This is a genomic window from Ruegeria sp. AD5 (genome assembly GCF_056542345.1).
On sequence record NZ_JBQFZR010000002.1, the window covers coordinates 1,212,919 to 1,234,864 of the forward strand.

Below are 21,946 nucleotides of genomic sequence, written 5' to 3' on the forward strand. Positions count from 1 at the left end.
CATGAGCGACGATATCCAAACACCGGATCAGGCCCCTGGTGCCCCGCATCCGCGCGAAACTCTCAAGCTGTTCGGACAGGATGCGGCCCAAGAGGCGTTTTTAACCGCGTATAACTCGGACCGGCTGCACCACGGCTGGTTGCTAACGGGGCCGCGCGGCGTGGGCAAGGCTACCCTTGCCTGGCGCATTGCACAGTTTTTGTTGGCCACACCTCCGGCAGATGATGGCGGGTTGTTTGGTGCCCCTCCTGCGCCTGAGACGTTGGACATCGACCCGGACCACCCCGTCGCTCACCGAATCCAGGCGGGGGCCGAGCCCGGCCTTGCCGCAATCACCCGGTCCGTCAACGATCAGGGACGGCTGCGCAACGAAATCGTTGTCGATGACATCCGCAAACTGGGCAAGTTCTTCGGCCTGTCCTCTGCCGATGGTGGTCGCCGGGTTGTTATCGTCGATTCAGCGGATGAAATGAATGTCAGCGCCGCCAATGCGCTGCTAAAAATGCTCGAAGAACCCCCAGCGCGCACGACGCTGCTGCTGGTTTCACACCAACCTTCGCGCCTGCTGCCGACCATCCGTTCGCGTTGCCGCACGCTGCGGCTTTCACCCCTTGGCGCAGATGACATGCAGGCCGCGCTAGCGCAGACCAGCACAGAAATCCCGAGTCGGGCCGAGCATTTGGCAGCCCTCGCCGCCGGTTCAGTGGGTGATGCCGTCCGCTTGATCAATCTCGGCGGGCTAGAGCTTTATGCCGAGCTGATTGCAATTCTGAGCTCCCTTCCCCGGCTCGACCGCCAGCGCACCCTAAAACTGGCAGAAGCGGCAGCTCAGCGGGGGGCTGCCGAACGGTTTGATCTGCTGCTTTCACTGATCGACGTTGCGCTCTCGCGTTTGGCGCTGACAGGTGCAAAAGGTGCCGCCTCCATACCCGAGGCCGCCCCGAATGAGGCTGAAACTCTATCGCGCCTCTCTAACTCGCAGCACAAGGCCCGCCAATGGGCGGAGGTCGCCGCGCTCATCACGGCGCGCGCGCGGCATGGGCAGGCGGTCAACCTTGACCCTGCCTCGCTTGTCCTAGATACGGTGTTCAAGATACAGGAAACCGCCGGTCACAGCTGATGAGCCTCACCCCCGAAATTACCGACAGCCACTGCCATCTGGATTTCCCTGATTTCGACGGTCAGTTGGATGATATCGTCGCCCGCGCTGCCGAGGCTGGCGTGACCCGCATGGTGACCATCTGCACCCGGCTGCGCAACGAACCCGCTGTGCGCGCCATCGCCGAGGCTCACGCACCAGTCTTCTACGCTGCAGGCACCCACCCGATGAGCGCCGCTGATGAGCCGATGGCCACGGTCGATGAGTTGGTCGCATTCGCTAAGCATCCCAAGTTCGTGGGCATTGGGGAAAGCGGGCTTGATTATCACTACACGGCCGAGTCGGCGGATGTGCAGAAACAATCGCTGCGCATCCATATCGAGGCCGCCCAGCGCACCGGCCTGCCATTGATCATCCACGCGCGCGCTGCTGATGACGACATGGCCCGCATTCTGACCGAAGAGCATCGTAATACGCCCTATTCCTGCGTCATGCATTGCTTTTCTTCGTCGGCAGAACTGGCCCGGGCCGCGCTTGATCTGGGCTTTTACCTGTCCATGTCCGGCATCGCGGCCTTCCCAAGAAGCCAGGAACTGCGCGATATCTTCGCTTCGGCCCCTGTTGATCGAATTCTGGTCGAAACCGATGCGCCCTATCTTGCCCCCCCACCATATCGCGGTAAACGGAATGAGCCCGCCTATACCGCACACACCGCCCGTAAAGGGGCTGAAGTCTTCGGATTGGATTACGCAGATTTCGCCGCAAAAACGCAGGCCAATTTTGATCGGCTCTTCACTAAAGCCGCCACATACAAGGCGGCTGCATGAGCGAGCTGCGCCTGACAATTCTGGGCTGCGGGTCATCCGGTGGCGTCCCCCGTCTCGGGGGGCATTGGGGCGATTGTGATCCGGAAAACCCGAAAAACCAGCGGCGGCGATGCTCGTTACTGGTCGAACGGGACGGGCCGGATGGGACTACGTCGGTTCTGATCGACACCTCACCGGATATGCGTAGCCAATTGCTGGACACCGGGACTGGGCGATTGGATGGTGTCGTCTATACGCATTCCCACGCGGACCACATGAATGGGATCGACGATCTGCGGATGATCGTTTTCAATATGAAAACCCGCGTCCCCGTCTGGGCCGATGGTGACACGCAGAACGATCTGCTCAGCCGGTTTGGCTATGCCTTCGTTCAGCCCGAGGGATCGCCCTATCCGCCCATACTCGACCTCAAGACAATCAATGGGCCGTTCGAAATTCCCGGCCCAGGCGGCACGATCCCACTTCGGCCATTTCGCGTGAACCACGGATCGATTGATGCGCTTGGCTTCAGAATGGGAAACATCGTCTATCTGCCTGATGTAGCAGAGCTTTATGATGAGAGCATGACTGAACTGGCGAATCTGGACTGCCTGATTATTGACGCTCTGCGTCGTTCCCCGCATCCAACCCATGCCCATCTGGAAAAGACGCTGGAGTGGATCGACCAATTGAAACCAAAACGCGCCGTTTTGACCAACATGCATATCGATCTGGATTATGCGACGGTCGATGCGGAAACACCGGATCATATCACGCCTGGCTATGATGGCATGGTGATCCGGCACGCCCTGTAAGGCATGCTGCTGCACGCGCTTACGATACCCCGTATGGCGCCGCCATGTTACAAAGCCTGATTGATGTCATCCTGCCGGTGTTTCTGGTCATCGGTGCCGGATACACGGCGACGAGGTTCGGCTATTTTCGCGAAACCCATATCGATGGGTTAATGAGTTTCACGCAGAACTTTGCCATTCCCTGCCTACTGTTTCTCGCCATTGCCAATCTCGATCTCGGCACCAGCTTCGATCCTCGGCTTTTGGTCAGTTTCTATTCAGCAGCTGGTCTGTGTTTTGTCGCTGGTATGATCGGTGCGCGCCTGATCTTCGGACGAGCGTGGGAGGATTCGGTTGCTATTGGATTTTGCTGTCTGTTTTCAAACTCGGTCCTCTTGGGGTTGCCTATTACCGAGCGCGCCTATGGGGTCGAAAATTTAGTTGGCAACTTCACAATCATCGCGTTCCACTCACCCTTTTGCTATTGCCTCGGCATCACGGTGATGGAGGTGCTTCGAAACCGCGGCAACGGCGGAGTGCTGATGTTGAAATCCGTGCTGTCGGCCATGTTCAAGAATGCACTCATTCTTGGGATCTCGTTGGGGTTTGTCGTAAACCTCACTGGACTGGCCATACCCGGAGTTGTAGACGAAGCCTTGAACCTGATCACCCGCGCGGCCTTGCCCGGTGCCCTGTTCGCGCTGGGGGGCGTGCTGGTTAAGTACCGACCCGAGGGCGATCTGCGTACCATTATTTTCGTCTGCTGTATCTCATTGATGCTGCACCCGAGCCTGGTTTGGTTCTTCGGGTCAACTCTGGCGCTGCCGCAAGACCTGTTCCGCTCGGGCGTTCTTACCGCAGCGATGGCGCCGGGGATCAATAGCTACATCTTCGCGAACATGTACGGACATGCCAAACGTGTGGCCGCGTCGTCGGTTCTGATCGGAACAACCGCGTCAATATTGACGGTCTGGTTGTGGCTGACTCTACTGGGATGACGAAATTGCCAACACCGCATTGACTCTGCCCACCAGCAATACATCTATCGCAGAACCTATCCGGAGCCCTGCATGACACACGCCGTTATCGTCGCCCATGGCCAACCCTCGGACCCTGCACCTGCAGAAGCTGCGCTAGCAGCCTTTGCGCGAGAGGTAGATGAGTTATGTCAACGGGTTTCGGTATCGTCGGCCACATTGGCAGCCCCGCAGGCGTTGGAAAATTGCCTTGATGGATTGACCAGCGACACGGTTATCTACCCCTTATTCATGGCGCGCGGCTGGTTTGTCACCAGCGCTCTGCCAAAGCGGATTGGCCAGCGTTCTGTCACGATTCTGGACCCCATGGGTATCGATCCCGAACTGCCTGCCCTGATTACAGCGGCCATACATCAGGAACTGACGAACAGGGTTTGGAGCGCGGCGGACACAGATCTTGTGATCGCTGCACATGGCTCGGGCCGCAGCGCCAATCCGGCCATTGTCGCAAAGGGTTTCGCCGAGAATCTGGGTCGGCTTACCGCGTTCAATAGCATTCGCACCGGGTTCGTTGAGCAAACCCCATCAATTGCGGACGCCGCCACCGGGTGCGGTGGCAAGGCGCTGTGCCTGCCGTTTTTTGCCTGCACCGGAGGCCATGTTTTGGAAGATGTGCCCGAGGAACTTGCCCACGCCAGCTTTCACGGACACGTAATGCCCGTGATTTCAGAGCTTCCTCAGGTCAAACGACACATCGCGGCGGTGTTGGATACACAGTAGCGAAGCAATGGGGGGCCACCTGCAGTCAACCGGATTGCTGCGCATCCGATAGCTCGCAATAGAAACGGTGGCAGGATCGCCCGCTTCGTTTCGCGGCGTATAGGGCCAGATCGGCGGCATGCAGAATATCCTCGGCCTTGGGCACCTCAAATTGTGTTGAGAGTGCCGTGCCAATGCTCGCCGATATCCGGCAGGTTGCCCCATCAAACTGCATAGGCTTGCACAGGCGTGAAATCAGGCGCCCTGCTATACCATCAAGCTTTGTACGGTCTGTCATGCCCTTGAAGATCAAGACAAACTCATCACCCCCGACGCGGGCAACCGTGTCATCGCTGCGTGTGACGTCCAGCATGATCTTTGCGGCTTGCTGCAGAACATAGTCCCCTGCAGCATGCCCCAATCGATCATTGACCGATTTGAAGAAATCCAGATCCAGATGCATCATTGCAAAACTCGATTTCGACGAAATCAAATGCCCCAGTATATGATCCATCGCGCGTCGATTTTTCAGCCCGGTCAACGTGTCCGTATAGGCTTGTTCTTCTGCCGCCAGCATCGCACCTTGCAGACGCAAGTTCAGCGAGCGTGACGCTTCCATCGCGGCAGAATTTGCCTCGACCAGATACAACAATTCTATGGCCAGATCAGTGCCCGGGAAATCGGTGCTGGTCAGAGAATAGTCGCGTACCGCATCCAGTATCGAAATTCCAAACGACAGGTTGATGACCGCCCCGCTACCGCCAGGAAACGGCGCGATCAGACCTTTGAACGCAGTCTGCGGCCGGTCTTGAAACCTGAGGTGTAGCTTTCGGTCCGGCACCATCATCAGCGCAGCTACTGTCGTGATTGAGCGAGGGCGCACCAGTTCAAAGACATCCAGAAAGCTTCGGCCGACCATAGGCCGATCCGAACGTAACTTCTGCAGAGTTGGTCCAACCTGCCCGATCCGCCCCATGTCATCTACAAGGACGAACATCGGACATAAGGTGTCCAGCAACTGTCCGAGATCTGCGGTCTTGATCATGATTTACGTGCCCCAAGATCAAAGTGACGCCCTTCGGCAAACGCGCTTTCGATCAATGTGATTGAAATCAACTCAGCCCCGTTTTGGCACCCTTCATTGGATAGGATCACCAACGCCCCATAGTCATCCGCCATGGCTCGCAGTACACCGGTCATGACGCTGGAATACCCCGGCAAATCAGGAGTGCAATGCAGGTGATATTCCCCGGGCGAGTGTTCCTGCAATTCCAAATCCGGCAATCTCAGATCGGACACAGCAAGGCGGACGCGATCCGACAGATCATCAAGCGAATGCAGAAACTCCAAATAGGTGACCCCGCCAAAACGTAATAACCTGCGTAGATCTTCCATGTTCGAGTGTGAGACCAGATAAGTGCCCAAATCCTCAAGAAATTCGGATTTTGGGCGGTTCAAGTCAGCGCACAAAGCGTCGAGCACTCGGGTCGATATCTCCGTGTCATAGATCAACATCGCCTCGAACTCGTCAAATCCCAGCCCGGCCGTATGAGTCGCGCGCAACCAGCATTGACACCCGTAGGTGGCGCAGACAAAGGATTGGATCGCCCTATTGATCAGCCCGTGCATGAGTCGCCTCAGATTGAAAGACACTCTCAAGTGATCGCAGAAAGCTTAACAAACACCCAAAATCCGATACGGGATTATGAGAATCCGATCTAATCCCAAACTGAAGGGCTGATTGGGCAGCGATCAGAAATCGGTCGGCGCACCGCCTTCGGCCTTGCGGCGCTCAACAAACTCGGCCAGCTCCTCGCGGATCGCCTCATCCATCTTCGGGGCATCGAAATTGTTCACGATCTCCTTAAACATCCGATGGGCACGTTCCGCAGTCCAGATACCACCAGCTGCTTCCCAGGCTTCGAAGTTTTTCCAGTCACTCAGGAACGGCTGATAAAATGCGGTGGTATAACGATCTTGCGTATGTTGGATGCCAAAGAAATGCCCGTCGTTTCCAACAGACCGGATCGCTTCAAGGGCGATGTCATCCGGGCCCGTTGCTGTCAGTTCCGGCTGCATATACCGCTGAATCTGCTGCAGGATTTCGCAATCCATGATGAATTTCTCGGGGCTTGCGATAAGGCCTCCTTCAAGCCAGCCTGCCGCATGATATACCATGTTGGTGCCTGACTGCACCGCCGCCCAAAGGGAATTCGAGGTTTCCCAAACCGACTGCCCATCGGGCACATTTGCCGCGCAAACGCCCGAGGACCGCATAGGCAAGCCATAATACCGTGCCATCTGCCCAGTCATCTGGGTCGAGCGCATGTATTCCGGTGTCCCGAATGCAGGCGCACCGGATTTCATATCGACATTCGAAGTAAAGGTCCCGATCACGCATGGAATACCCGGGCGAACATACTGAAACAACGCAATCGCGCACAGCGCTTCGGCAAGCGATTGTGCCACTGCGCCAGCCATCGTTACAGGGGCCATCGCCCCGGCCAGAGTGAAAGGCGTCACGACAATTGCCTGCCCACGCCGCGCAAGCCGCAGGCAGCCATCGATCATTGGATGGTCGTGTTTCAACGGTGAGGTCGAGTTGATGTTAGTGTACATGCGGGGCGTGGCCTCGAATTCCTCGTGGCTCAGGCCACCCGCGATACGCACCATCTCCATCACGTCTTCGACGCGCTCTTTCCCCAGCGAATAGGCATGCATTGCCTTGTCGGTCAGGGTCAGCTTGTCATAAAGCACATCAAGGTGCCGTATGCTGGCGTGGATATCGACCGGCTCAACCGGATATCCACCTGCAAAGTGGATACAGTTGAAGTATTGCGTCAGCTTCAGCAGGTCCTGACACATCCGCCGGGTGCCGGGCACTTTTTTTCCGATTTCCATGTCCCAATAATTTGGTGGGGATGAAACATTGCCGAACAGAATGGTCCTGCCACCAATCTCGATCTGATGCTCCGGGTTGCGCGGCGTGATGGTAAATTTGCTGGGCGCCTTGCCCACCATTTCCATCACGAAATCCCGGTCCATACGGACGTTGTCGCCGGAAATTGTACAGCCCGCCTTGCGCAGGATCCCGATGGCTTCTTGATTGTAGAACTCGATGCCGATCTCTTCGAGAATCCGCATGGCACCTTCGTGAACCGCTTCGATTCCCTCGGGTCCCAACGGCTCGATTGGCTTGTCGATGTTTGTGGGCGGGTTCCAGGGCATCTGCTCGATCACCGCCGCGCCGCGCCTCGCGGCTGCGCCCGCGCGTCCACCACCGCGACGTTTGCGTGTCTTGCTCTCAGCCATCACCATCCTCCGCGCTTTCACTCCTATGAAAGCCCCGAAGATTCAGTATCGCCGTTCTGTCTGCGACAAGAGTTGTCGGTTTTATTATCCAACCCGGCGATTTGGAATCGAGGTTATTCGGTTTTCGACAACCAGCCGGGAATGTGCCCGATGTTGGGCAAGACGACATCCGCCAGCGGTTCGAGTGTTTTGGCCGTCGCCATGCCGGTCAGAACCCCGATGGTGACCATCCCTGCGGCGCGTCCCGCCTCTAGATCGTGAAGACTGTCACCAACCATCGCAACACGAGATGGCGCGACCTCGACATGCTGAGCAAAGGCCAATAGCTGCCCCGGACCTGGCTTGTAACCATGTCCGCTGTCATATCCGGCTACAAAATCAAAATGGTCCCGCACACCAACGGACTGCAGGTGCTGCAGGGCCGGCATTTCAGCATCGTTCGTCGCAACGCCCAGTTTCAGCCCGGCGCGCCGCAGCTCGGCAAGGAATGGTGCCAAGGGAACGGCTTGGATCTGCTCTGCGTTCGCTGACGCCCGGTTGAGTGTTTCGATCAGGTGCCCCAGAGATACCTCAGGCAAATGCGGTGTCAGGGCTGCAGCAACTTCATCGACCGTTCCGGCGATGACTACGCTATTCGGGTCGTAGCTCTCTTGTTCAAAATCAAATCCGATGGCCTTCCCCAACTCGGTCGCGCGCTGCACATCTCCATCAGAGAGCTGCAGCATCGCGATACGCCCGAACCCACCCCAAGTGGCTGCAAAATCAAAAAGAGTACCGTCCTTGTCGAACACGAGGGCGTCGATTGCCATGAAACAAATTTCCTTTGGGTTAGGTCCAGTGCATATCCGAAATTCCGGACAACGCGGCACGGGCTTGACCCGGCTCTTCGTAGGGCACGGAATTGGCGTCACAAAAAGCGATCACCCATGAATCGTCAAGCAGCAGAAAGTCCAACACAGACCCAAGAAATTCAGCCTCACCCGCACGGTCGCGCAAATCTTGTTCCGAGGCACCTGTCGCCCCCAGGAAAACGGGCAGCAACTCATCATTTCCCACCAGCCAGCCCAGCACATTCAGGGCCAGAGTTTCAGCGGAATTGGCGGAGATCGGCATAAACTGGCCTCGGACACTGTGTTGGAAAGGGTTTGTTAACCAGACTCATAAACACTTTAGCAACGCATGCAATCAAACGGTGAATGGCTATGTCTGTACAAGGCACCATACTCGTCCTCGACGGTGTTTCGACCAATCGCATAATGCTCAAGGTTCAGTTGACGGCCGCCTGGTACCATGTCGTGCAGGGTGAGAAAGTGGCCGGGCTTGGTGCATTGCTGCGGCGGACACGGCCTGATCTGGTTCTTACAGCGCAAACTCTGCCCGACGGAAGCGCTGCGGATGTTAAGAAAGTGATGGCGGCAGATCCTGCTCTGATCGATGTGCCGATTGTTGCGATTGCACCGCAAAACGACAAAGCAGCGCGTTTGAAGGCACTGTCGGACGGGCTGGATGATGTGCTTGGCTATCCGTTCAAGGATACACTTCTATTGGCCCGCGTGCGCAGCTTGTTACGTACACGCGCCGAACGGCAGGAATTAAACATCGAAGGTTCGGCCCAAACCATTGGCTTTGGCGAGGCGCCACAGGTGTTGATCGCCCCGCCATCGACGGCAGAGATCGCGATCCTGACGCAAACAGTTCGAACCAGCGCGTTGTGGAGTAATGCTCTGACCCATCAAACCCGGCATCGTGTGACCGGCCATACTCTGCCTGATCTCAAAGGCATCCTGTCCGGAACGATCCCGGACGCGATTGTTGTTGAGCTTGCACCGAATAGCTCGGGGCGGAACCTACTGGCAGATCTTCGGTCGCGCGGTGCGACACGAAATACGGTGCTGATCGGTGTGTTGCCGGATGGTAATCCCGCACTTGCGGCCGAGGCGCTGGACCGAGGCGCTGATGCGGTCTGCATGGGCGGGTTTCAGACAGATGAGATATGCTTGCGGCTTGAAACTCTGATCGCCCGCAAGACCCGAGACGACAGATTGCGAGCGACATTGCGCAGGGATTTGGCCGAATCCGTGATTGATCCGCTGACCGGACTGTTCAATCGCCGCTATGCGATGCGCGCGCTGGACCAGATCGCGCTTCAGGCCCCAGAAACGGAACACGGATTCGCTGTGATGCTGGCCGATCTGGACCACTTCAAGGCAATCAATGACCGTTACGGTCACGCCGCGGGGGATTTGGTTCTGACCGAAACCGCGAAAAGGCTGCGAGTCGTGATAGGAAAAACCGGTTTTGTCGCGCGTATCGGCGGCGAAGAGTTCATGATCGGGCTACCGAATACCTCAACCGACCAAGCGCTGAAGCAAGCGAAACAGATTTGTGAAACAATTTGCGAAAAACCCTTTCAGCTGCCGGATCGTCCGGCCCCAGTACCCGTAACGATCAGCGTGGGGGTGAAATTATGTACCTCGCCCGAACTCTCTCATCCAGGCGAAACAGACCCGGTTGGTCGATTGATCAGCTCGGCGGACAAAGCACTTTATGCCGCCAAAAAAGCGGGCCGCAACCAGGTACAGATTCGGCAAAGCGCAGCGTGACTAGTTAGTCCCGTTTTTTGTGTTTGCGCGGGCCGCGTTTAACCACGTCCTCCAGCCGGTCCGCGTAAGCGGCACGTTGGTCATCATTCATGGCCGATATCTGGGCCAGCCATTGCTGATGAAGCGCAGTCTGCAGATCAGCAGTTGCCTTCGACTGCTGTGCCAAAAGACTCGCAACCGCTGCGGGATCGAAAGGCACGGCCCTAAGCACTTGACTGAGAGCAGTAAAATCCTGCTTGCGCCGATATGATCCTTTTCCGCGCAGGTCCGACAACTCACCCCTCAGAGCCTTTCGATCCGACTTTGGCAGCGCATAATACAGCGCCGGGCCAAATCCCGGAGGCGCATCGGCATGAGCGCTTCCTTTAAAGCGCAATGCCGCACCCAAAATGACTCCGACAATCAGCAGATTCAAAGCAAGAGAGACAACCAGCAATATCGGCATCCATTTGCGTTTGGGTGCGGGATGATCGCTCATTCTGCGTCCTCCAGATAGTTTTCGTCTAAATTCAGATCGGCCATCAGATAGGTCGTCTCTTGTGAGATGAAATAATCAACAGGGTCCGGCAAGAAGGTCGGCGCGGAGAACCCGATCCAGACGCCAGCTGCGCTTGCGGCCACAAGACCGCTCAACCCTTGCCACCCCCCGATAACGCCTATCTTTTGCCGCCATGTCCGCCGCTGCGGTCTTGCAGTCCGGGCCAGACGTATGGCTTCGGCATCCGTTTCGATGCGAACAGCCAGATCGTCGGGAAGCACATCCCGCGCCGCACGCGCCTGTGCAAACAGATGGTCGAGTTCGTTATCTTGATCAGCCATGTTCGTACCCCAGTTCATCCCGACGCCCCGCCAGTATCGCGGTAAGAGATCGTTTGCCACGCGCGGTCAGGCTTTCAACCGCCTCGACCGAAATATCCATGATCCCCGCGATTTCGGGATTGGACAATTCTTCGATGTGCCGCAGAACCACAGCCTGCCGCTGCCGGTCCGGCAAATGCTCCAATGCAGCCTGCAACGCGTCCTTGCGGGCACTCTCCTGCATCTGGTCGACCACACTGGCAGTCTCATCTTCGGGTTCGGCCACATTGTCCAACGCTTGAGGCCGCTTTTTCCGGCGCAAGTCCACACATAGATTCAGTGTTACGCGATAGAGCCAGGTCGATAACTGCGCCTGCCCCGGCACCCAGTCAGGTGCCATCTTCCAAAGGCGCATCATCGCTTCTTGCGTCACGTCCTCTGCTTCTGCTGGGTTTCCCAGCATTCGCAAAGCCACGGAATAACTTCGCGGCCCCAACCGCCCGGTCAGCAGGCGGGCCGCCGTAGCATCGCCATCAGAAAACCGGCCCAGCAACTCTTCGTCGCTGGGCTCGGGCATGGCAGGTGTTCCGCCATGCTCGATGTCGGGATAAGAGGTCAGATCCTCCATCCCGCATCAGTTGTTGTCGGTGTCCGACTTCTGATGCCGCTTGTGTTTCCGGCCCATTTTGTCTTTTGCATCCGCGTATTCCTGTTCTGAGATCGAACCGTTGCCGTCGGCATCGATGCGCTCGAACATCTTGGAGGCGCGGCGCGGTTTCGGCAATTCATCTTCGCTAAGGAAACCATCCGCATTTGCGTCGTGCTTTTCGAACATCTTGGTGACACGCTCGTTGGCCTTGGTCTGCGCCGCAGCCTGCATTTCTTCGACGCTCAGTTGGCCGTCGCCATCCGTATCGGCAGCGGTGAATTTCTGGTTGCGATGTGTCTCGATCTCGGCCTGAGTCACCTGCCCGTCCCCGTCGGCATCCAGTTCCTGAAATGTCGCACGCGGGCCCTTGGCCAAAGCGGAAGTGCCGGTCACAGTAACTGCAGCTACGACGATTGCCGAAATGAAGCTTTTGGTTTTCATTACATAGTTCCCTGAATTTGGCGGCCATTTGCCGCTGTTGATACCTGTTCAAACGCGGCTTGGGCGGGTTTCCGTCGCTTCCGGCACAACTTTTTTTGCTTTATTTGAAACGCCAATAGAAAATGATACGCTAAGCAGCAGCGCCACAAAGCGACGCACCCCCCTTTTCCGTTGGGTCTGATCCTGCCTATATGCCTTCAGGAAAGATGCGCGAGATACATATGATTGACCAAACTATTGACAGTTCGCTCGAAGAAGACCGCCCAACAAAACCCGCATTGATCCGAGGGTTCCGGTGCAAATGCCCGAATTGCGGTGAGGGTGCGCTGTTGCACAGCTATCTCAAGGTGAATGACACCTGTTCGGAATGCGGGCAGGAATTGTTCCATCATCGCGCTGATGACGGCCCGGCCTACCTGACGATCCTGCTGGTGGGGCACCTTCTGGCACCCGCCCTTCATGTCTCTTACGTGCAGTGGCGTCCCGATCCATGGACCATGGCGATTGCATTCTCGATCGGCTGCGTCGCGCTGTCCCTGTTCCTTCTGCCCCGTCTCAAAGGGGCCGTGGTCGCCTATCAATGGGCACGGCGGATGCACGGGTTTGGCAAGGCCGGATGACGGCGGATAAAACCGCAATCCGGGATGCTGCTACCGTAATCGTATTGCGTGATCGGTTCACAGACCCGTCGATCCTGATGGGCCAACGCGGTGCCAAGGCTGCATTCATGCCGAACAAATTCGTATTCCCGGGCGGCGCGGTTGATGCTTCCGATGCAGGCATCCCGCTTAGCGCGCCATTGCCCGATCTATGCACCGATCGCCTGTCACAACAATCAGCGCCAAACTTGCAGACCTCTCTGGCTGTCGCGGCGATCCGAGAGTTGTGGGAAGAAACCGGGCTTGTTCTGGGACAACAAGGGAATTGGCAAGGCGCGATCCCGGCCGATTGGCAAAGCTTTGCGGCGATGGGCTACCTGCCGTCTGCGGAAGCACTGCAATTTGTCTTTCGCGCAGTCACACCACCTGGGCGACCCCGCCGGTTCGACGCCAGGTTCTTTCTGGTCGATGCGGGCGCGATTCAGGGGGATCTTGACGACTTCACGCATGCCTCGGACGAGCTATCGCATTTGCAATGGGTCAAGATCAGCCAAGCGCGAGAGTTCGACCTGCCCTTCATCACCGAAGTTGTTCTGGCCGAAGTCGCCGCCCGTGCAGAGGACCCGAACCCGCCTGAAACTGTTCCCTTCTTTCTCAACAACGAAGAGGCCAGCCTTTTCCTGCAGCTTCGGGGCTATCCGATGCCCTATGCAGATTAACGCATTCGGCTAACAACCACTGTTACCTCGGGTTTCTTGCCGATCTCGGCCTGCGCGGTCTGACGTGCGATCCGGCGCAACCCTTCTTCCAGTTTGTCGTCATCACGCAGCGTCTTTGCGCCCGCACGCATCAGGAACTGGTTCAGGTCCTCTTCCAGCACCTCAATCAGCCCCGCGCGGGATGATCCCATTTCGGGCAGGCCCATCGTATCGCACCACGGCTCACCCAGCGGTTCGTCTTCTTCGTCCAATATCACGGTGATGGTGATATGGCCGTTCAGCGCCATGCGAATCCGGTCGCGTACCACGCCGTCCAAGGCGCCGATTTTGACTGTACCATCCAGATAGGTCCGGCCAGTCTCGATATAGTCCGCCACTTTGGGCGCATTCCCAGTCAGATCCAGCATAGTGCCGTTAACAGCGAGAATCCCAGTACGTCCGCCCGTTTCGGCCAGTTTGGCATGCTCACGCAAGTGGCGGTGTTCGCCATGCATCGGGATGACCATCTGCGGATCGATCAGAGCGTGAACCTTCTCAAGATCAGGCCGGTTGGCGTGACCCGAGACGTGATACAGACCAGAGCTGTCATCGACTACATCCACTCCCTTCTCACTGAGCTGGTTCATGATGCGGATCACGCCACGTTCATTGCCGGGAATAGTCTTGGACGAGAACAGAAACAGATCGCCCTCTTTCGCTTCTAGTCCGCGATACTTACCGCGCGCCAGTTGGGCGCTGGCTGCGCGGCGTTCGCCTTGGCTGCCAGTCACAATCAACATCAGGTTCGCGCGCGGCACGTCGACGGCCTCTTCGGCGCTGATAACCTTTGGAAAATCGGTCAGGATGCCGGTCTCGGTCGCCGCCTCGATCATACGCCGCATCGCACGACCCAGCAGAACGACCGAACGGCCGGCTTTCTGTCCCGCCTCTGCCAGCGTTTTCACGCGTGCCACGTTCGAGGCAAACGTGGTTGCGATGACCATGCCGCTGGCCTCTTGAACCAGACGGGTGATCTCGGGGCCGACTTCGGATTCCGAACGCCCGGGATGGCTTGAGAACACATTAGTACTGTCACAGATCAACGCTTTGACGCCGGGCTTTGCCACCTCGGCCCACAGATCGGGATCGAATGGTTCGCCCACGACCGGGTTGGAATCGAGCTTGAAATCCCCCGTATGCACCACGCGTCCGGCAGGCGAGTCGATAACGAGCCCTGCACTTTCAGGGATGGAATGCGAAACCGGCAGGAAACCAACGGTAAACGGGCCAGCCTTGATCTGTTCGGGCCATGGAGACGCAGTTTGCACCGCCTCGGTCGGGTGGCCGCGTTCTTCCATCTTGCGACGCGCGATATTGGCGGTAAAAGCGCGCGCGTAGACCGGCGCGCCTAAAGCCTCATAACAGTGGGCCACCGCCCCGACATGATCTTCGTGCGCGTGAGTGACAAAAACTGCTTCCAGCTGATCGGCGCGCTCTTTCAACCAGGTGATGTCTGCAAAGATCAGATCCACGCCGGGCGAGGTGTCCATGTCCGGGAAGGCAACGCCAAGATCCACAAGGATCAACCGCTCTTGCCCCGGCTTACCGTAACCATAGACATAGGCATTCATGCCGATTTCGCCTGCACCGCCCAGCGGCAGATAGATCAGTCGTTCACTGCTCATGTTGAGCCATTTTCCTTGTTATAGCGATGTATCACGGTCAACCCGTGCATCGTCAGATCATCCTCGATAGCGTCAAAACCCACGTCAGCCTGGTCAAACAGAGGCGCCAGGCCCCCGGTACCGACGACTTTCATCGCCATTCCGTATTCAGCTTTCACGCGCGAGATCAGCCCTTCGATCAGGCCGGAATATCCCCAATACACGCCGGACTGGATACAGCCAACCGTGTTTGTTCCAATCACTTTTTCGGGCCTCGTGATGTCGATATGCGGCAACGCCGCGGCACCCTGATGCAGTGCCTCAAGGCTCAGGTTCACGCCAGGGGCGATGATACCACCGACGTAGGCGCCGTCGGCTGCGACTACGTCGAAATTCGTAGCCGTCCCAAAGTCAACCACAACCACATTGCCGCCATGGCGGTCGAACGCCGCCGCCGCGTTGGCCAACCGGTCCGGACCGGGCACGGTGCCTTCGTCCACGCGCGGATTGACCGGCAGCAGGCAATCTGGCTTGCCAACAACAATCGGCCGGCATCCAAAAAAGCGATCAGCAAAGACCCGCAGGTTGAACACCACGCGTGGCACGGTTGAGGCGATGATCACATCCGAGATATCAGCTTCGATACCGTAGTGTTTCACCAAGGTTGAATACCAAGTGAAATATGCGTCCGCTGTGCGGGCATGATGAGTTGAGGTGCGCAGGGTGCACAGAAACTTTTCGCCATCCCAGATCGAGAAAACGGTGTTGGTATTGCCGCAATCAATCGCCAGAAGCATCCCGCGCCCCTTTCAGAAGTAAACATCCGCAGCCGGAATGCTGACCCGGCCCTTGGCGGTGTTTAGGACAAGGCTGCCACCCACGTCTACCGTTTCGAAGGTTCCAACCGTTTCGGACGTGGCTGTACGAGCGGTTATGACTTCGCCCAACCGCGCTGCTCGGGATAGCCAGGCGGTGCGGATAGGTTCGAACCCGTAAGTCATGAACTGGGTCTCATTATGCGCATAGGCTACCGCCAGTTCGGTCAGAAAATCCTCGGGGGTGGTGAGCGCGCCGGTTTCCGAAAGCAGAGAAACAGGTCGCACCGCTCCGGCTTCGACGCGATCAGTGCCCGGTGCCTCGGACAGGTTCACCCCAATACCTATCGCCAGATGTGACACACCCCGGCCCTGCCCCGTGCTTTCTAGCAGGATACCCGCTAGTTTTCCGCCGTTGAGCAGCACGTCATTGGGCCATTTCAGTGCCAAACCTACTGCGCGCCCCGTTACCGCCACACAGGCATCATACAGGGCGAGCGCTGCGACAAAACTTCGAAGGGCCGCCTGTTCCGGATCACCCGGCGGGCGCATCAGCAAAGTCGCTGCCAGATTACCTTTGGGGTTGGCCCAAGCTCGCCCGCGCCGACCACGCGCGGCGGTCTGATGATGTGCCATGATCCAGACCGGACCGGTCGCTGTTGGCGCAAGCCGCACCGCCTCATTCAGAGTACTGTCGACTTCTTTCAGTATATGCAGGCCATATCCCTGCGGCCATTCGCTCATGTCAAAAAGGCCCGGTCGCGCGACCGAGCCTCGGTTGATCGAAACGCGGCAGTATCAGTTGACAAGCGTCGCCGCAGCAGCTGAAGCTGCCCCTTCCACACCGAACTGATAAAATACGCCAATCAACATCAGAGCCGCAGAGCCCATCAGCGCTGCCCACAAAACCGGGGTCGAGCGGATCTCGATCGGGTCTTCATTCTCCGCCCCGAAATACATGTAGAACACGATCCGCAGATAGTAGAACGCACCGATGACCGAGGCGATGGCCGAGACGATCACCAGCCCGAACAGGTCGGCATCGATACCCGCTTGCCAGACGCCGAACTTGGCGAAGAAGCCCAGCATCGGTGGCACGCCCGCCAGACTGAACATCAGGATCAGGACTGCCAGAGCTTTGCCCGGATCGCGCTTCGAGAACTGACGCAACGCATCGATATCGGTGACAGGTTTGCCATCACGCTCCATCATCAGGATGAATGCGAAGGTTCCGATATTCATCGTCACATAGATGGCCAGATACATCAGCATTGCCTTGATGCCCATCTCGGTCCCAGCGGCCAGTCCGATCAGAGCATATCCCATATGGGCAATCGACGAAAACGCCATCAGCCGCTTGATGTCCCGCTGCCCGATAGCCGCAACCGCGCCCAGCAGCATCGACAGGACCGAAAGCAGCACGATCACTTGCTGCCAATCCTTGATCACGCCTCCGAATGCGTCATGCATCAGGCGCGCGAACAAGGCCATCGCAGCCACTTTCGGAGCGGTGGCGAAGAACGCGGTAATCGGGGTCGGTGACCCTTCATACACATCCGGCGTCCACATGTGGAACGGCACGGCCGAGACCTTGAAGGCCAGACCCGAGATCATGAACACCAGGCCAAACAGGAGGCCAATCGAGACATCTCCATGATGCACCGTTTGGATGATGCCCGAGAACAGCGTGGTGCCAGTGAAGCCGTAAACCAGCGACGCACCATAGAGCAGCAAGCCAGAACTCAACGCGCCCAGCACGAAGTATTTCAGACCGGCTTCGGTGGATTTGGCACTGTCGCGCCGCAAGGCGGCCACGACGTAAAGCGACAGCGACTGCAGCTCAAGCCCCATATAAAGCGACATCAGATCGCCTGCGCTAACCATCATCATCATGCCTACAGCCGCAAGTGCGACCAGCAGAGGATATTCAAAGCGCAGCAGATCGCGGCGCGCCATATATTCTTGGCTCATCAGCAATACCGCAGCGGCGGACAGCAGAATCGCAACCTTTGCAAATCGAGCAAAGCCGTCATCCACAAACATGCCGTTGAAGGCCACGTTGGTACCTTCGCCATTCATCGCAATCCAGATTGCCAACACCGCCATCAGACCTGAAGTGGCCCAGACCAGCATGGGGGCCAGAGCATCCTTGGTGGTGTAGACAGCCCCGATCAGCGCCGCCATCGCATAAATTGCCAGAACAATTTCCGGCAGGATGATTGTCAGATCAGCCTGGATCATGTCTCCAAAGCCCCCTTAATGCGAAGCGGCTGTCTGGGTTGCGGCTTCAGCCGCGGCCAGAGCCGTGTCATAGTTCGAGATTAGCGCTGCGGTGGATTGCCCGATCACATCGGTCACCAGCGAGGGATAAACCCCAAGCAGAATGGTCATCACGATCAGCGGCGCGAAGATCAGCCGCTCGCGCGAGCTCATGTCTGTGATGGCCTTGAGGCTTTCCTTGATCAGATCTCCAAAGACTACCCGGCGATAGAGCCATAGCGCATAGCCCGCCGAGAAGATCACACCGGTTGCAGCCACAGCCGTCACCCAGGTGTTGACCTGGAATGCGCCCATCAGGGTCAGGAATTCCCCGATGAAGCCCGATGTACCAGGCAAGCCGACATTGGCCATGGTGAACAGCATGAAGACCAGAGCGTAAGCCGGCATCCGGATGACCAAACCGCCATACGCCTCGATATCGCGGGTGTGCATCCGGTCATAGATCACGCCAACACACAGGAAGAGCGCTGCGGAAATGAACCCATGACTGAGCATCTGGAAGATCGCGCCATCAATGCCCTGCTGGTTCGCTGCAAAGATACCCATGGTCACAAAGCCCATATGCGCGACCGAGGAATAGGCGATCAGCTTCTTCATATCCTCCTGCACCAGCGCGACCAGAGAGGTGTAGACAACAGCAATCGCCGACATCCACAGCACCACATCGGTCATCACCGCAGACCCCACCGGGAACATCGGCAGGCTGAAGCGCAGGAAGCCATAGCCGCCCATCTTCAACAGGATCGCCGCCAGCACGACCGAACCTGCCGTCGGCGCCTGAACGTGCGCATCCGGCAACCAGGTATGCACCGGCCACATCGGCATCTTCACCGCGAACGACGCGAAGAAGGCCAGGAACATCAGCGTCTGCATGCCGCCGACGATATAGATGCCCAGTACGCTGAACCCTTCGGACGAGAACTGATGGCTCATCAGCGCCTCGATATCCGTGGTGCCCGCATCCGCATACATCGCAACCATCGCCACCAGCATCAGCACCGAGCCGAGGAAGGTGTATAGGAAAAACTTGAAGCTGGCATAGATGCGGTCCTTGCCACCCCAGATACCGATGATCAGGAACATCGGGATCAGGCCCGCCTCGAAGAACAGGTAAAACAGCACGAGATCCAGCGCCATGAACACGCCCAGCATCAGCGTTTCCAGCAGCAGGAATGCGATCATGTATTCCTTGACCCGGTCCGTGACCTGCCAGCTGGCCAGAATGGTCAGCGGCATGATGAAGGTGGTCAGCAGCACGAAAAGAACGCTGATACCATCGACACCCATCTTGTACTTCAAGCCCAGCAGCCACTCGCCCTCTTCCACCATCTGGAAGCCGGTGTTGGACGGATCAAAGCCGGTATAGATGCCGATTGAGACCAGAAAGGTCACGGTTGTGGCCACCAGCGCAACCCATTTGGCGTTGCGCTGCGCGGCTACGTCCTCGCCATGCAGAAACAGGGCCAGAATGCCTGCTGCGATGGCGGGGATGAAGGTGACAATAGATAGGATATTGTCCATTAGTTTGCGCCTCCGCCGATCGACATCCAGGTGACAAGAGCGGCGATGCCCAAAACCATCCAGAAGGCGTAAGTAAAGATGTAACCCGTCTGAGCTTTGCCTGCGAGGCGGGTGAAGAAGGGCACCACGCCCATCGAAACCCCGTTCAGGAAGCCATCAATCGTGTTGCCGTCACCGCGTTTCCACAGGAACCGACCCAGCGCAACGGTAGGTTTGACAAAGATCGCGTCGTAGATCTCGTCAAAGTACCACTTATTCTTGAGAAACAGGTACAGCGGCCGCTGGTTCGCCGCCAGACGAGCGGGCAGCGACGTGTTCACGATGTAGAACCAATAGGCGACGACAAAACCCAGCAGCATAGCAACAAAAGGCGATACTTTGACCCATTTCGGAGCCTCATGCGCATCGTTCAGGACATTGTTGTCAGGTGCCATATACAGCGCGCCTTCGCCCGGCTCACCGCCAAAGCTGGCATGCTTTTTGTCCGCCTTGTAGTCACCCTCACCTTTATCAGCCTTCGCGTCGACTTGGTCGTCATCTGCCTTGGCCTCACCATGAGATGCGTCTGCGGCAACTTCGCCATGACCGCCGGTCTCTTCCGCCAGCGGAATGCCGTAGAACTTGGCCACTTTATCGGTGTAGCCGAAGAACTGGTTGTACCACAGCATCCCCGAGAACACCGCGCCCAGCGACAGCACGCCCAGTGGGACCAGCATGACCATTGGACTTTCATGCGCGTGCTCATGCGTGTGCTTGTCGCCACGCGGCTCGCCATAGAAGGTCAGGAATATCAGACGCCAGCTGTAGAATGAGGTGAACACCGCTGCGATTACCAACATCCAGAAGGCATAACCTGTGCCACCTACAAAGGCGCTTTCGATTATGGCATCCTTCGACAGGAACCCGGCGAAGCCAAACGTGGTCAGCGGGATGCCCACACCGGTAATGGCCAGCGTGCCGATCATCATCGCCCAGAACGTATAGGGGATTTTCTTCCGCAGACCACCGTACTCGGTCATCTCCTGCTCATGATGCATTGCATGGATCACTGAACCGGCACCAAGGAACAGCAGCGCCTTGAAGAACGCGTGCGTCAGCAGATGGAACATCGCGGCTGAGTACATGCCAACGCCGGCGGCGACAAACATGTAACCCAATTGCGAACAGGTCGAATACGCAATGACCCGCTTGATATCGGTCTGCACCAAGCCCACGGTTGCTGCGAAAAACGCAGTCGAAGCGCCAAGGAAGGCTATGAACCCGGTGGCCCCCGGTGCGAACTCCATCAGCGGCGACATACGGCAGACCAGGAACACACCTGCGGTAACCATGGTCGCAGCGTGGATCAGCGCGGACACAGGGGTCGGACCTTCCATCGCATCCGGCAGCCAGGTGTGTAGTATCAACTGCGCCGATTTACCCATCGCGCCAATGAACAGCAGAACACAGATCACCTCGATCGCAGTCCACTCACCCCAGAGGAAGCTCAGTTTTTCCTCCGCCAATGCCGGGGCCGACGCGAATATGTCTGAGAAATTGATGCTGTCGGTCAGGAAGAACAGCGCGAAGATCCCCAGCGCAAAGCCGAAATCGCCCACTCGGTTCACGATGAACGCTTTCATCGCCGCTGCATTGGCGCTGGGCTTGCGATAATAAAACCCGATCAGCAGGTACGAGGCGACACCCACGCCTTCCCAGCCAAAGAACATCTGAACCAGATTGTCCGCCGTCACCAGCATCAGCATGGCGAAGGTGAAGAACGACAGATAGGCAAAGAAACGCGGCTTATAGCTTTCGCCTTCACGCCATTGCGGGTCGTGATCCATGTAGCCGAACGAATACAAGTGAACCAGCGCCGAAACGGTCGTCACCACGATCAGCATGATCGCCGTCAGACGATCCAGACGAATGGCCCAGCTTGTCGACAACGAACCGCTTTCGATCCAGCGCATGATCTCGATCTGCTGGGTGTGGCCGTCAAATGACAAAAAGACAATCCAGCTGAGCAGACACGCTAGAAACAACAGGCCCGTAGCGGTCCACATGGCGGCTTTTTCGCCAATGAAACGCCAGCCAAAACCGCAGATCAACGCACCCACGAGCGGGGCAAAGAGGATGGTGGTTTCCATAT

General features: G+C 57.5%; 23 protein-coding genes. 8 read left to right on the forward strand and 15 right to left on the reverse strand.

The window, feature by feature from the left end; all coding sequences use genetic code 11:
• Window position 1 precedes the first annotated feature (1 nt).
• The 5 genes from ACR0JG_RS14595 to ACR0JG_RS14615 all read left to right on the forward strand — a co-directional run bounded on the left by ACR0JG_RS14595 (window position 2) and on the right by ACR0JG_RS14615 (window position 4,456).
• Complete coding sequence (locus tag ACR0JG_RS14595) at window positions 2–1,120, forward strand: DNA polymerase III subunit delta' (RefSeq protein ID WP_480570651.1); 1,119 nt, start codon at window positions 2–4, stop codon at window positions 1,118–1,120.
• Window positions 1,120–1,926 (forward strand): TatD family hydrolase, encoded by an 807-nt coding sequence (locus ACR0JG_RS14600; protein WP_480570654.1) that lies wholly within the window; start codon window positions 1,120–1,122, stop codon window positions 1,924–1,926. Before ACR0JG_RS14595 ends, ACR0JG_RS14600 begins: the two co-directional genes overlap by 1 nt.
• A complete protein-coding gene (locus ACR0JG_RS14605; protein WP_480570657.1) occupies window positions 1,923–2,720 on the forward strand; it encodes an MBL fold metallo-hydrolase in 798 nt (265 codons plus the stop codon). The genes ACR0JG_RS14600 and ACR0JG_RS14605 overlap by 4 nt, the downstream gene beginning before the upstream one ends.
• A gap of 44 nt (window positions 2,721–2,764) precedes the next feature.
• A complete protein-coding gene (locus ACR0JG_RS14610; protein WP_170397001.1) occupies window positions 2,765–3,697 on the forward strand; it encodes an AEC family transporter in 933 nt (310 codons plus the stop codon).
• Window positions 3,698–3,769: 72 nt separating this feature from the next.
• Entirely contained in the window at window positions 3,770–4,456 is a 687-nt protein-coding gene (locus ACR0JG_RS14615) for a CbiX/SirB N-terminal domain-containing protein (protein WP_480570660.1), read from the forward strand.
• A 25-nt stretch (window positions 4,457–4,481) separates the two neighbouring features.
• Here the strand turns inward: ACR0JG_RS14615 and ACR0JG_RS14620 are convergent, their stop codons facing one another.
• The 5 genes from ACR0JG_RS14620 to ACR0JG_RS14640 form a co-directional block, all read right to left on the reverse strand.
• Entirely contained in the window at window positions 4,482–5,480 is a 999-nt protein-coding gene (locus ACR0JG_RS14620; protein WP_480570663.1) for a diguanylate cyclase domain-containing protein, read from the reverse strand.
• Entirely contained in the window at window positions 5,477–6,064 is a 588-nt protein-coding gene (locus ACR0JG_RS14625) for a heme NO-binding domain-containing protein (RefSeq protein ID WP_480570666.1), read from the reverse strand. The genes ACR0JG_RS14620 and ACR0JG_RS14625 overlap by 4 nt, the downstream gene beginning before the upstream one ends.
• Before the next feature lie 123 nt (window positions 6,065–6,187).
• Window positions 6,188–7,747 (reverse strand): trimethylamine methyltransferase family protein, encoded by a 1,560-nt coding sequence (locus ACR0JG_RS14630; RefSeq protein ID WP_170663800.1) that lies wholly within the window; start codon window positions 7,745–7,747, stop codon window positions 6,188–6,190.
• A gap of 113 nt (window positions 7,748–7,860) precedes the next feature.
• The gene (locus ACR0JG_RS14635) at window positions 7,861–8,556 is read right to left on the reverse strand and encodes an HAD family hydrolase (protein ID WP_480570669.1); all 696 of its coding nucleotides are present in this window, start codon (window positions 8,554–8,556) and stop codon (window positions 7,861–7,863) included.
• Window positions 8,557–8,575: 19 nt separating this feature from the next.
• Window positions 8,576–8,860 (reverse strand): DUF3572 domain-containing protein, encoded by a 285-nt coding sequence (locus tag ACR0JG_RS14640; RefSeq protein ID WP_170397013.1) that lies wholly within the window; start codon window positions 8,858–8,860, stop codon window positions 8,576–8,578.
• A gap of 83 nt (window positions 8,861–8,943) precedes the next feature.
• Here ACR0JG_RS14640 and ACR0JG_RS14645 point away from each other — a divergent pair, with 83 nt between their 5' ends.
• Window positions 8,944–10,350: a diguanylate cyclase gene (locus ACR0JG_RS14645; protein WP_480570672.1), complete on the forward strand. Its 1,407-nt coding sequence runs from the start codon at window positions 8,944–8,946 to the stop codon at window positions 10,348–10,350.
• A gap of 4 nt (window positions 10,351–10,354) precedes the next feature.
• Here ACR0JG_RS14645 and ACR0JG_RS14650 read toward each other — a convergent pair whose 3' ends face one another.
• Genes ACR0JG_RS14650 through ACR0JG_RS14665 form a run of 4 tightly spaced genes read right to left on the reverse strand, consistent with a single transcriptional unit; the run spans window position 10,355 to window position 12,238 of the window.
• Entirely contained in the window at window positions 10,355–10,828 is a 474-nt protein-coding gene (locus ACR0JG_RS14650) for a periplasmic heavy metal sensor (protein ID WP_480570675.1), read from the reverse strand.
• On the reverse strand, window positions 10,825–11,169 hold the full coding sequence (locus tag ACR0JG_RS14655; protein ID WP_170647710.1) for a hypothetical protein: 345 nt from the start codon (window positions 11,167–11,169) through the stop codon (window positions 10,825–10,827). The genes ACR0JG_RS14650 and ACR0JG_RS14655 overlap by 4 nt, the downstream gene beginning before the upstream one ends.
• Window positions 11,162–11,776: an RNA polymerase sigma factor gene (locus tag ACR0JG_RS14660; RefSeq protein ID WP_170403958.1), complete on the reverse strand. Its 615-nt coding sequence runs from the start codon at window positions 11,774–11,776 to the stop codon at window positions 11,162–11,164. The genes ACR0JG_RS14655 and ACR0JG_RS14660 overlap by 8 nt, the downstream gene beginning before the upstream one ends.
• 6 nt (window positions 11,777–11,782) lie before the next feature.
• On the reverse strand, window positions 11,783–12,238 hold the full coding sequence (locus ACR0JG_RS14665; protein WP_170403961.1) for an EF-hand domain-containing protein: 456 nt from the start codon (window positions 12,236–12,238) through the stop codon (window positions 11,783–11,785).
• Window positions 12,239–12,459: 221 nt separating this feature from the next.
• Between ACR0JG_RS14665 and ACR0JG_RS14670 the strand changes: the two genes are divergently transcribed.
• Window positions 12,460–12,858, forward strand: a complete 399-nt coding sequence (locus ACR0JG_RS14670) for a DUF983 domain-containing protein (protein WP_170397024.1) — start codon at window positions 12,460–12,462, stop codon at window positions 12,856–12,858.
• Window positions 12,855–13,556 carry an NUDIX hydrolase gene (locus ACR0JG_RS14675; RefSeq protein WP_480570678.1) on the forward strand — a complete coding sequence of 234 codons (702 nt, stop codon included), beginning with the start codon at window positions 12,855–12,857 and terminating at the stop codon, window positions 13,554–13,556. Before ACR0JG_RS14670 ends, ACR0JG_RS14675 begins: the two co-directional genes overlap by 4 nt.
• Here ACR0JG_RS14675 and ACR0JG_RS14680 read toward each other — a convergent pair.
• Genes ACR0JG_RS14680 through nuoL form a run of 6 tightly spaced genes read right to left on the reverse strand, consistent with a single transcriptional unit; the run spans window position 13,553 to window position 21,944 of the window.
• Window positions 13,553–15,220 (reverse strand): ribonuclease J, encoded by a 1,668-nt coding sequence (locus ACR0JG_RS14680; protein ID WP_170424091.1) that lies wholly within the window; start codon window positions 15,218–15,220, stop codon window positions 13,553–13,555. The genes ACR0JG_RS14675 and ACR0JG_RS14680 overlap by 4 nt on opposite strands.
• Window positions 15,217–15,996, reverse strand: coding sequence for a type III pantothenate kinase (locus tag ACR0JG_RS14685; RefSeq protein ID WP_170397028.1), 780 nt, complete (start codon window positions 15,994–15,996; stop codon window positions 15,217–15,219). Before ACR0JG_RS14685 ends, ACR0JG_RS14680 begins: the two co-directional genes overlap by 4 nt.
• Before the next feature lie 12 nt (window positions 15,997–16,008).
• Window positions 16,009–16,758, reverse strand: coding sequence for a biotin--[acetyl-CoA-carboxylase] ligase (locus ACR0JG_RS14690; protein ID WP_480570682.1), 750 nt, complete (start codon window positions 16,756–16,758; stop codon window positions 16,009–16,011).
• Between the two features lie 54 nt (window positions 16,759–16,812).
• Window positions 16,813–18,255: an NADH-quinone oxidoreductase subunit NuoN gene (gene nuoN, locus ACR0JG_RS14695; protein WP_480570685.1), complete on the reverse strand. Its 1,443-nt coding sequence runs from the start codon at window positions 18,253–18,255 to the stop codon at window positions 16,813–16,815.
• A 15-nt stretch (window positions 18,256–18,270) separates the two neighbouring features.
• Window positions 18,271–19,815, reverse strand: coding sequence for an NADH-quinone oxidoreductase subunit M (locus tag ACR0JG_RS14700; RefSeq protein ID WP_170403976.1), 1,545 nt, complete (start codon window positions 19,813–19,815; stop codon window positions 18,271–18,273).
• The gene (gene nuoL, locus ACR0JG_RS14705) at window positions 19,815–21,944 is read right to left on the reverse strand and encodes an NADH-quinone oxidoreductase subunit L (protein WP_170564948.1); all 2,130 of its coding nucleotides are present in this window, start codon (window positions 21,942–21,944) and stop codon (window positions 19,815–19,817) included. Before nuoL ends, ACR0JG_RS14700 begins: the two co-directional genes overlap by 1 nt.
• Window positions 21,945–21,946: the final 2 nt, after the last annotated feature.

Excerpts from the sequence above, each read along its gene's own strand:
- ACR0JG_RS14625 (WP_480570666.1), bottom strand. The coding sequence starts at position 6,064 with ATGCACGGGCTGATCAATAGGGCGATCCAATCCTTTGTCTGCGCCACC.
- ACR0JG_RS14655 (WP_170647710.1), bottom strand. The coding sequence starts at position 11,169 with ATGGCTGATCAAGATAACGAACTCGACCATCTGTTTGCACAGGCGCGT.
- ACR0JG_RS14670 (WP_170397024.1), top strand. The coding sequence starts at position 12,460 with ATGATTGACCAAACTATTGACAGTTCGCTCGAAGAAGACCGCCCAACA.
- ACR0JG_RS14640 (WP_170397013.1), bottom strand. The coding sequence starts at position 8,860 with ATGCCGATCTCCGCCAATTCCGCTGAAACTCTGGCCCTGAATGTGCTG.
- ACR0JG_RS14685 (WP_170397028.1), bottom strand. The coding sequence starts at position 15,996 with ATGCTTCTGGCGATTGATTGCGGCAATACCAACACCGTTTTCTCGATC.
- ACR0JG_RS14600 (WP_480570654.1), top strand. The coding sequence starts at position 1,120 with ATGAGCCTCACCCCCGAAATTACCGACAGCCACTGCCATCTGGATTTC.
- ACR0JG_RS14615 (WP_480570660.1), top strand. The coding sequence starts at position 3,770 with ATGACACACGCCGTTATCGTCGCCCATGGCCAACCCTCGGACCCTGCA.
- ACR0JG_RS14620 (WP_480570663.1), bottom strand. The coding sequence starts at position 5,480 with ATGATCAAGACCGCAGATCTCGGACAGTTGCTGGACACCTTATGTCCG.
- nuoL (WP_170564948.1), bottom strand. The coding sequence starts at position 21,944 with ATGGAAACCACCATCCTCTTTGCCCCGCTCGTGGGTGCGTTGATCTGC.
- ACR0JG_RS14700 (WP_170403976.1), bottom strand. The coding sequence starts at position 19,815 with ATGGACAATATCCTATCTATTGTCACCTTCATCCCCGCCATCGCAGCA.
- ACR0JG_RS14690 (WP_480570682.1), bottom strand. The coding sequence starts at position 16,758 with ATGAGCGAATGGCCGCAGGGATATGGCCTGCATATACTGAAAGAAGTC.
- ACR0JG_RS14635 (WP_480570669.1), bottom strand. The coding sequence starts at position 8,556 with ATGGCAATCGACGCCCTCGTGTTCGACAAGGACGGTACTCTTTTTGAT.
- ACR0JG_RS14665 (WP_170403961.1), bottom strand. The coding sequence starts at position 12,238 with ATGAAAACCAAAAGCTTCATTTCGGCAATCGTCGTAGCTGCAGTTACT.
- ACR0JG_RS14650 (WP_480570675.1), bottom strand. The coding sequence starts at position 10,828 with ATGAGCGATCATCCCGCACCCAAACGCAAATGGATGCCGATATTGCTG.
- nuoN (WP_480570685.1), bottom strand. The coding sequence starts at position 18,255 with ATGATCCAGGCTGATCTGACAATCATCCTGCCGGAAATTGTTCTGGCA.
- ACR0JG_RS14680 (WP_170424091.1), bottom strand. The coding sequence starts at position 15,220 with ATGAGCAGTGAACGACTGATCTATCTGCCGCTGGGCGGTGCAGGCGAA.
- ACR0JG_RS14630 (WP_170663800.1), bottom strand. The coding sequence starts at position 7,747 with ATGGCTGAGAGCAAGACACGCAAACGTCGCGGTGGTGGACGCGCGGGC.
- ACR0JG_RS14610 (WP_170397001.1), top strand. The coding sequence starts at position 2,765 with ATGTTACAAAGCCTGATTGATGTCATCCTGCCGGTGTTTCTGGTCATC.
- ACR0JG_RS14605 (WP_480570657.1), top strand. The coding sequence starts at position 1,923 with ATGAGCGAGCTGCGCCTGACAATTCTGGGCTGCGGGTCATCCGGTGGC.
- ACR0JG_RS14675 (WP_480570678.1), top strand. The coding sequence starts at position 12,855 with ATGACGGCGGATAAAACCGCAATCCGGGATGCTGCTACCGTAATCGTA.
- ACR0JG_RS14660 (WP_170403958.1), bottom strand. The coding sequence starts at position 11,776 with ATGGAGGATCTGACCTCTTATCCCGACATCGAGCATGGCGGAACACCT.
- ACR0JG_RS14595 (WP_480570651.1), top strand. The coding sequence starts at position 2 with ATGAGCGACGATATCCAAACACCGGATCAGGCCCCTGGTGCCCCGCAT.
- ACR0JG_RS14645 (WP_480570672.1), top strand. The coding sequence starts at position 8,944 with ATGGCTATGTCTGTACAAGGCACCATACTCGTCCTCGACGGTGTTTCG.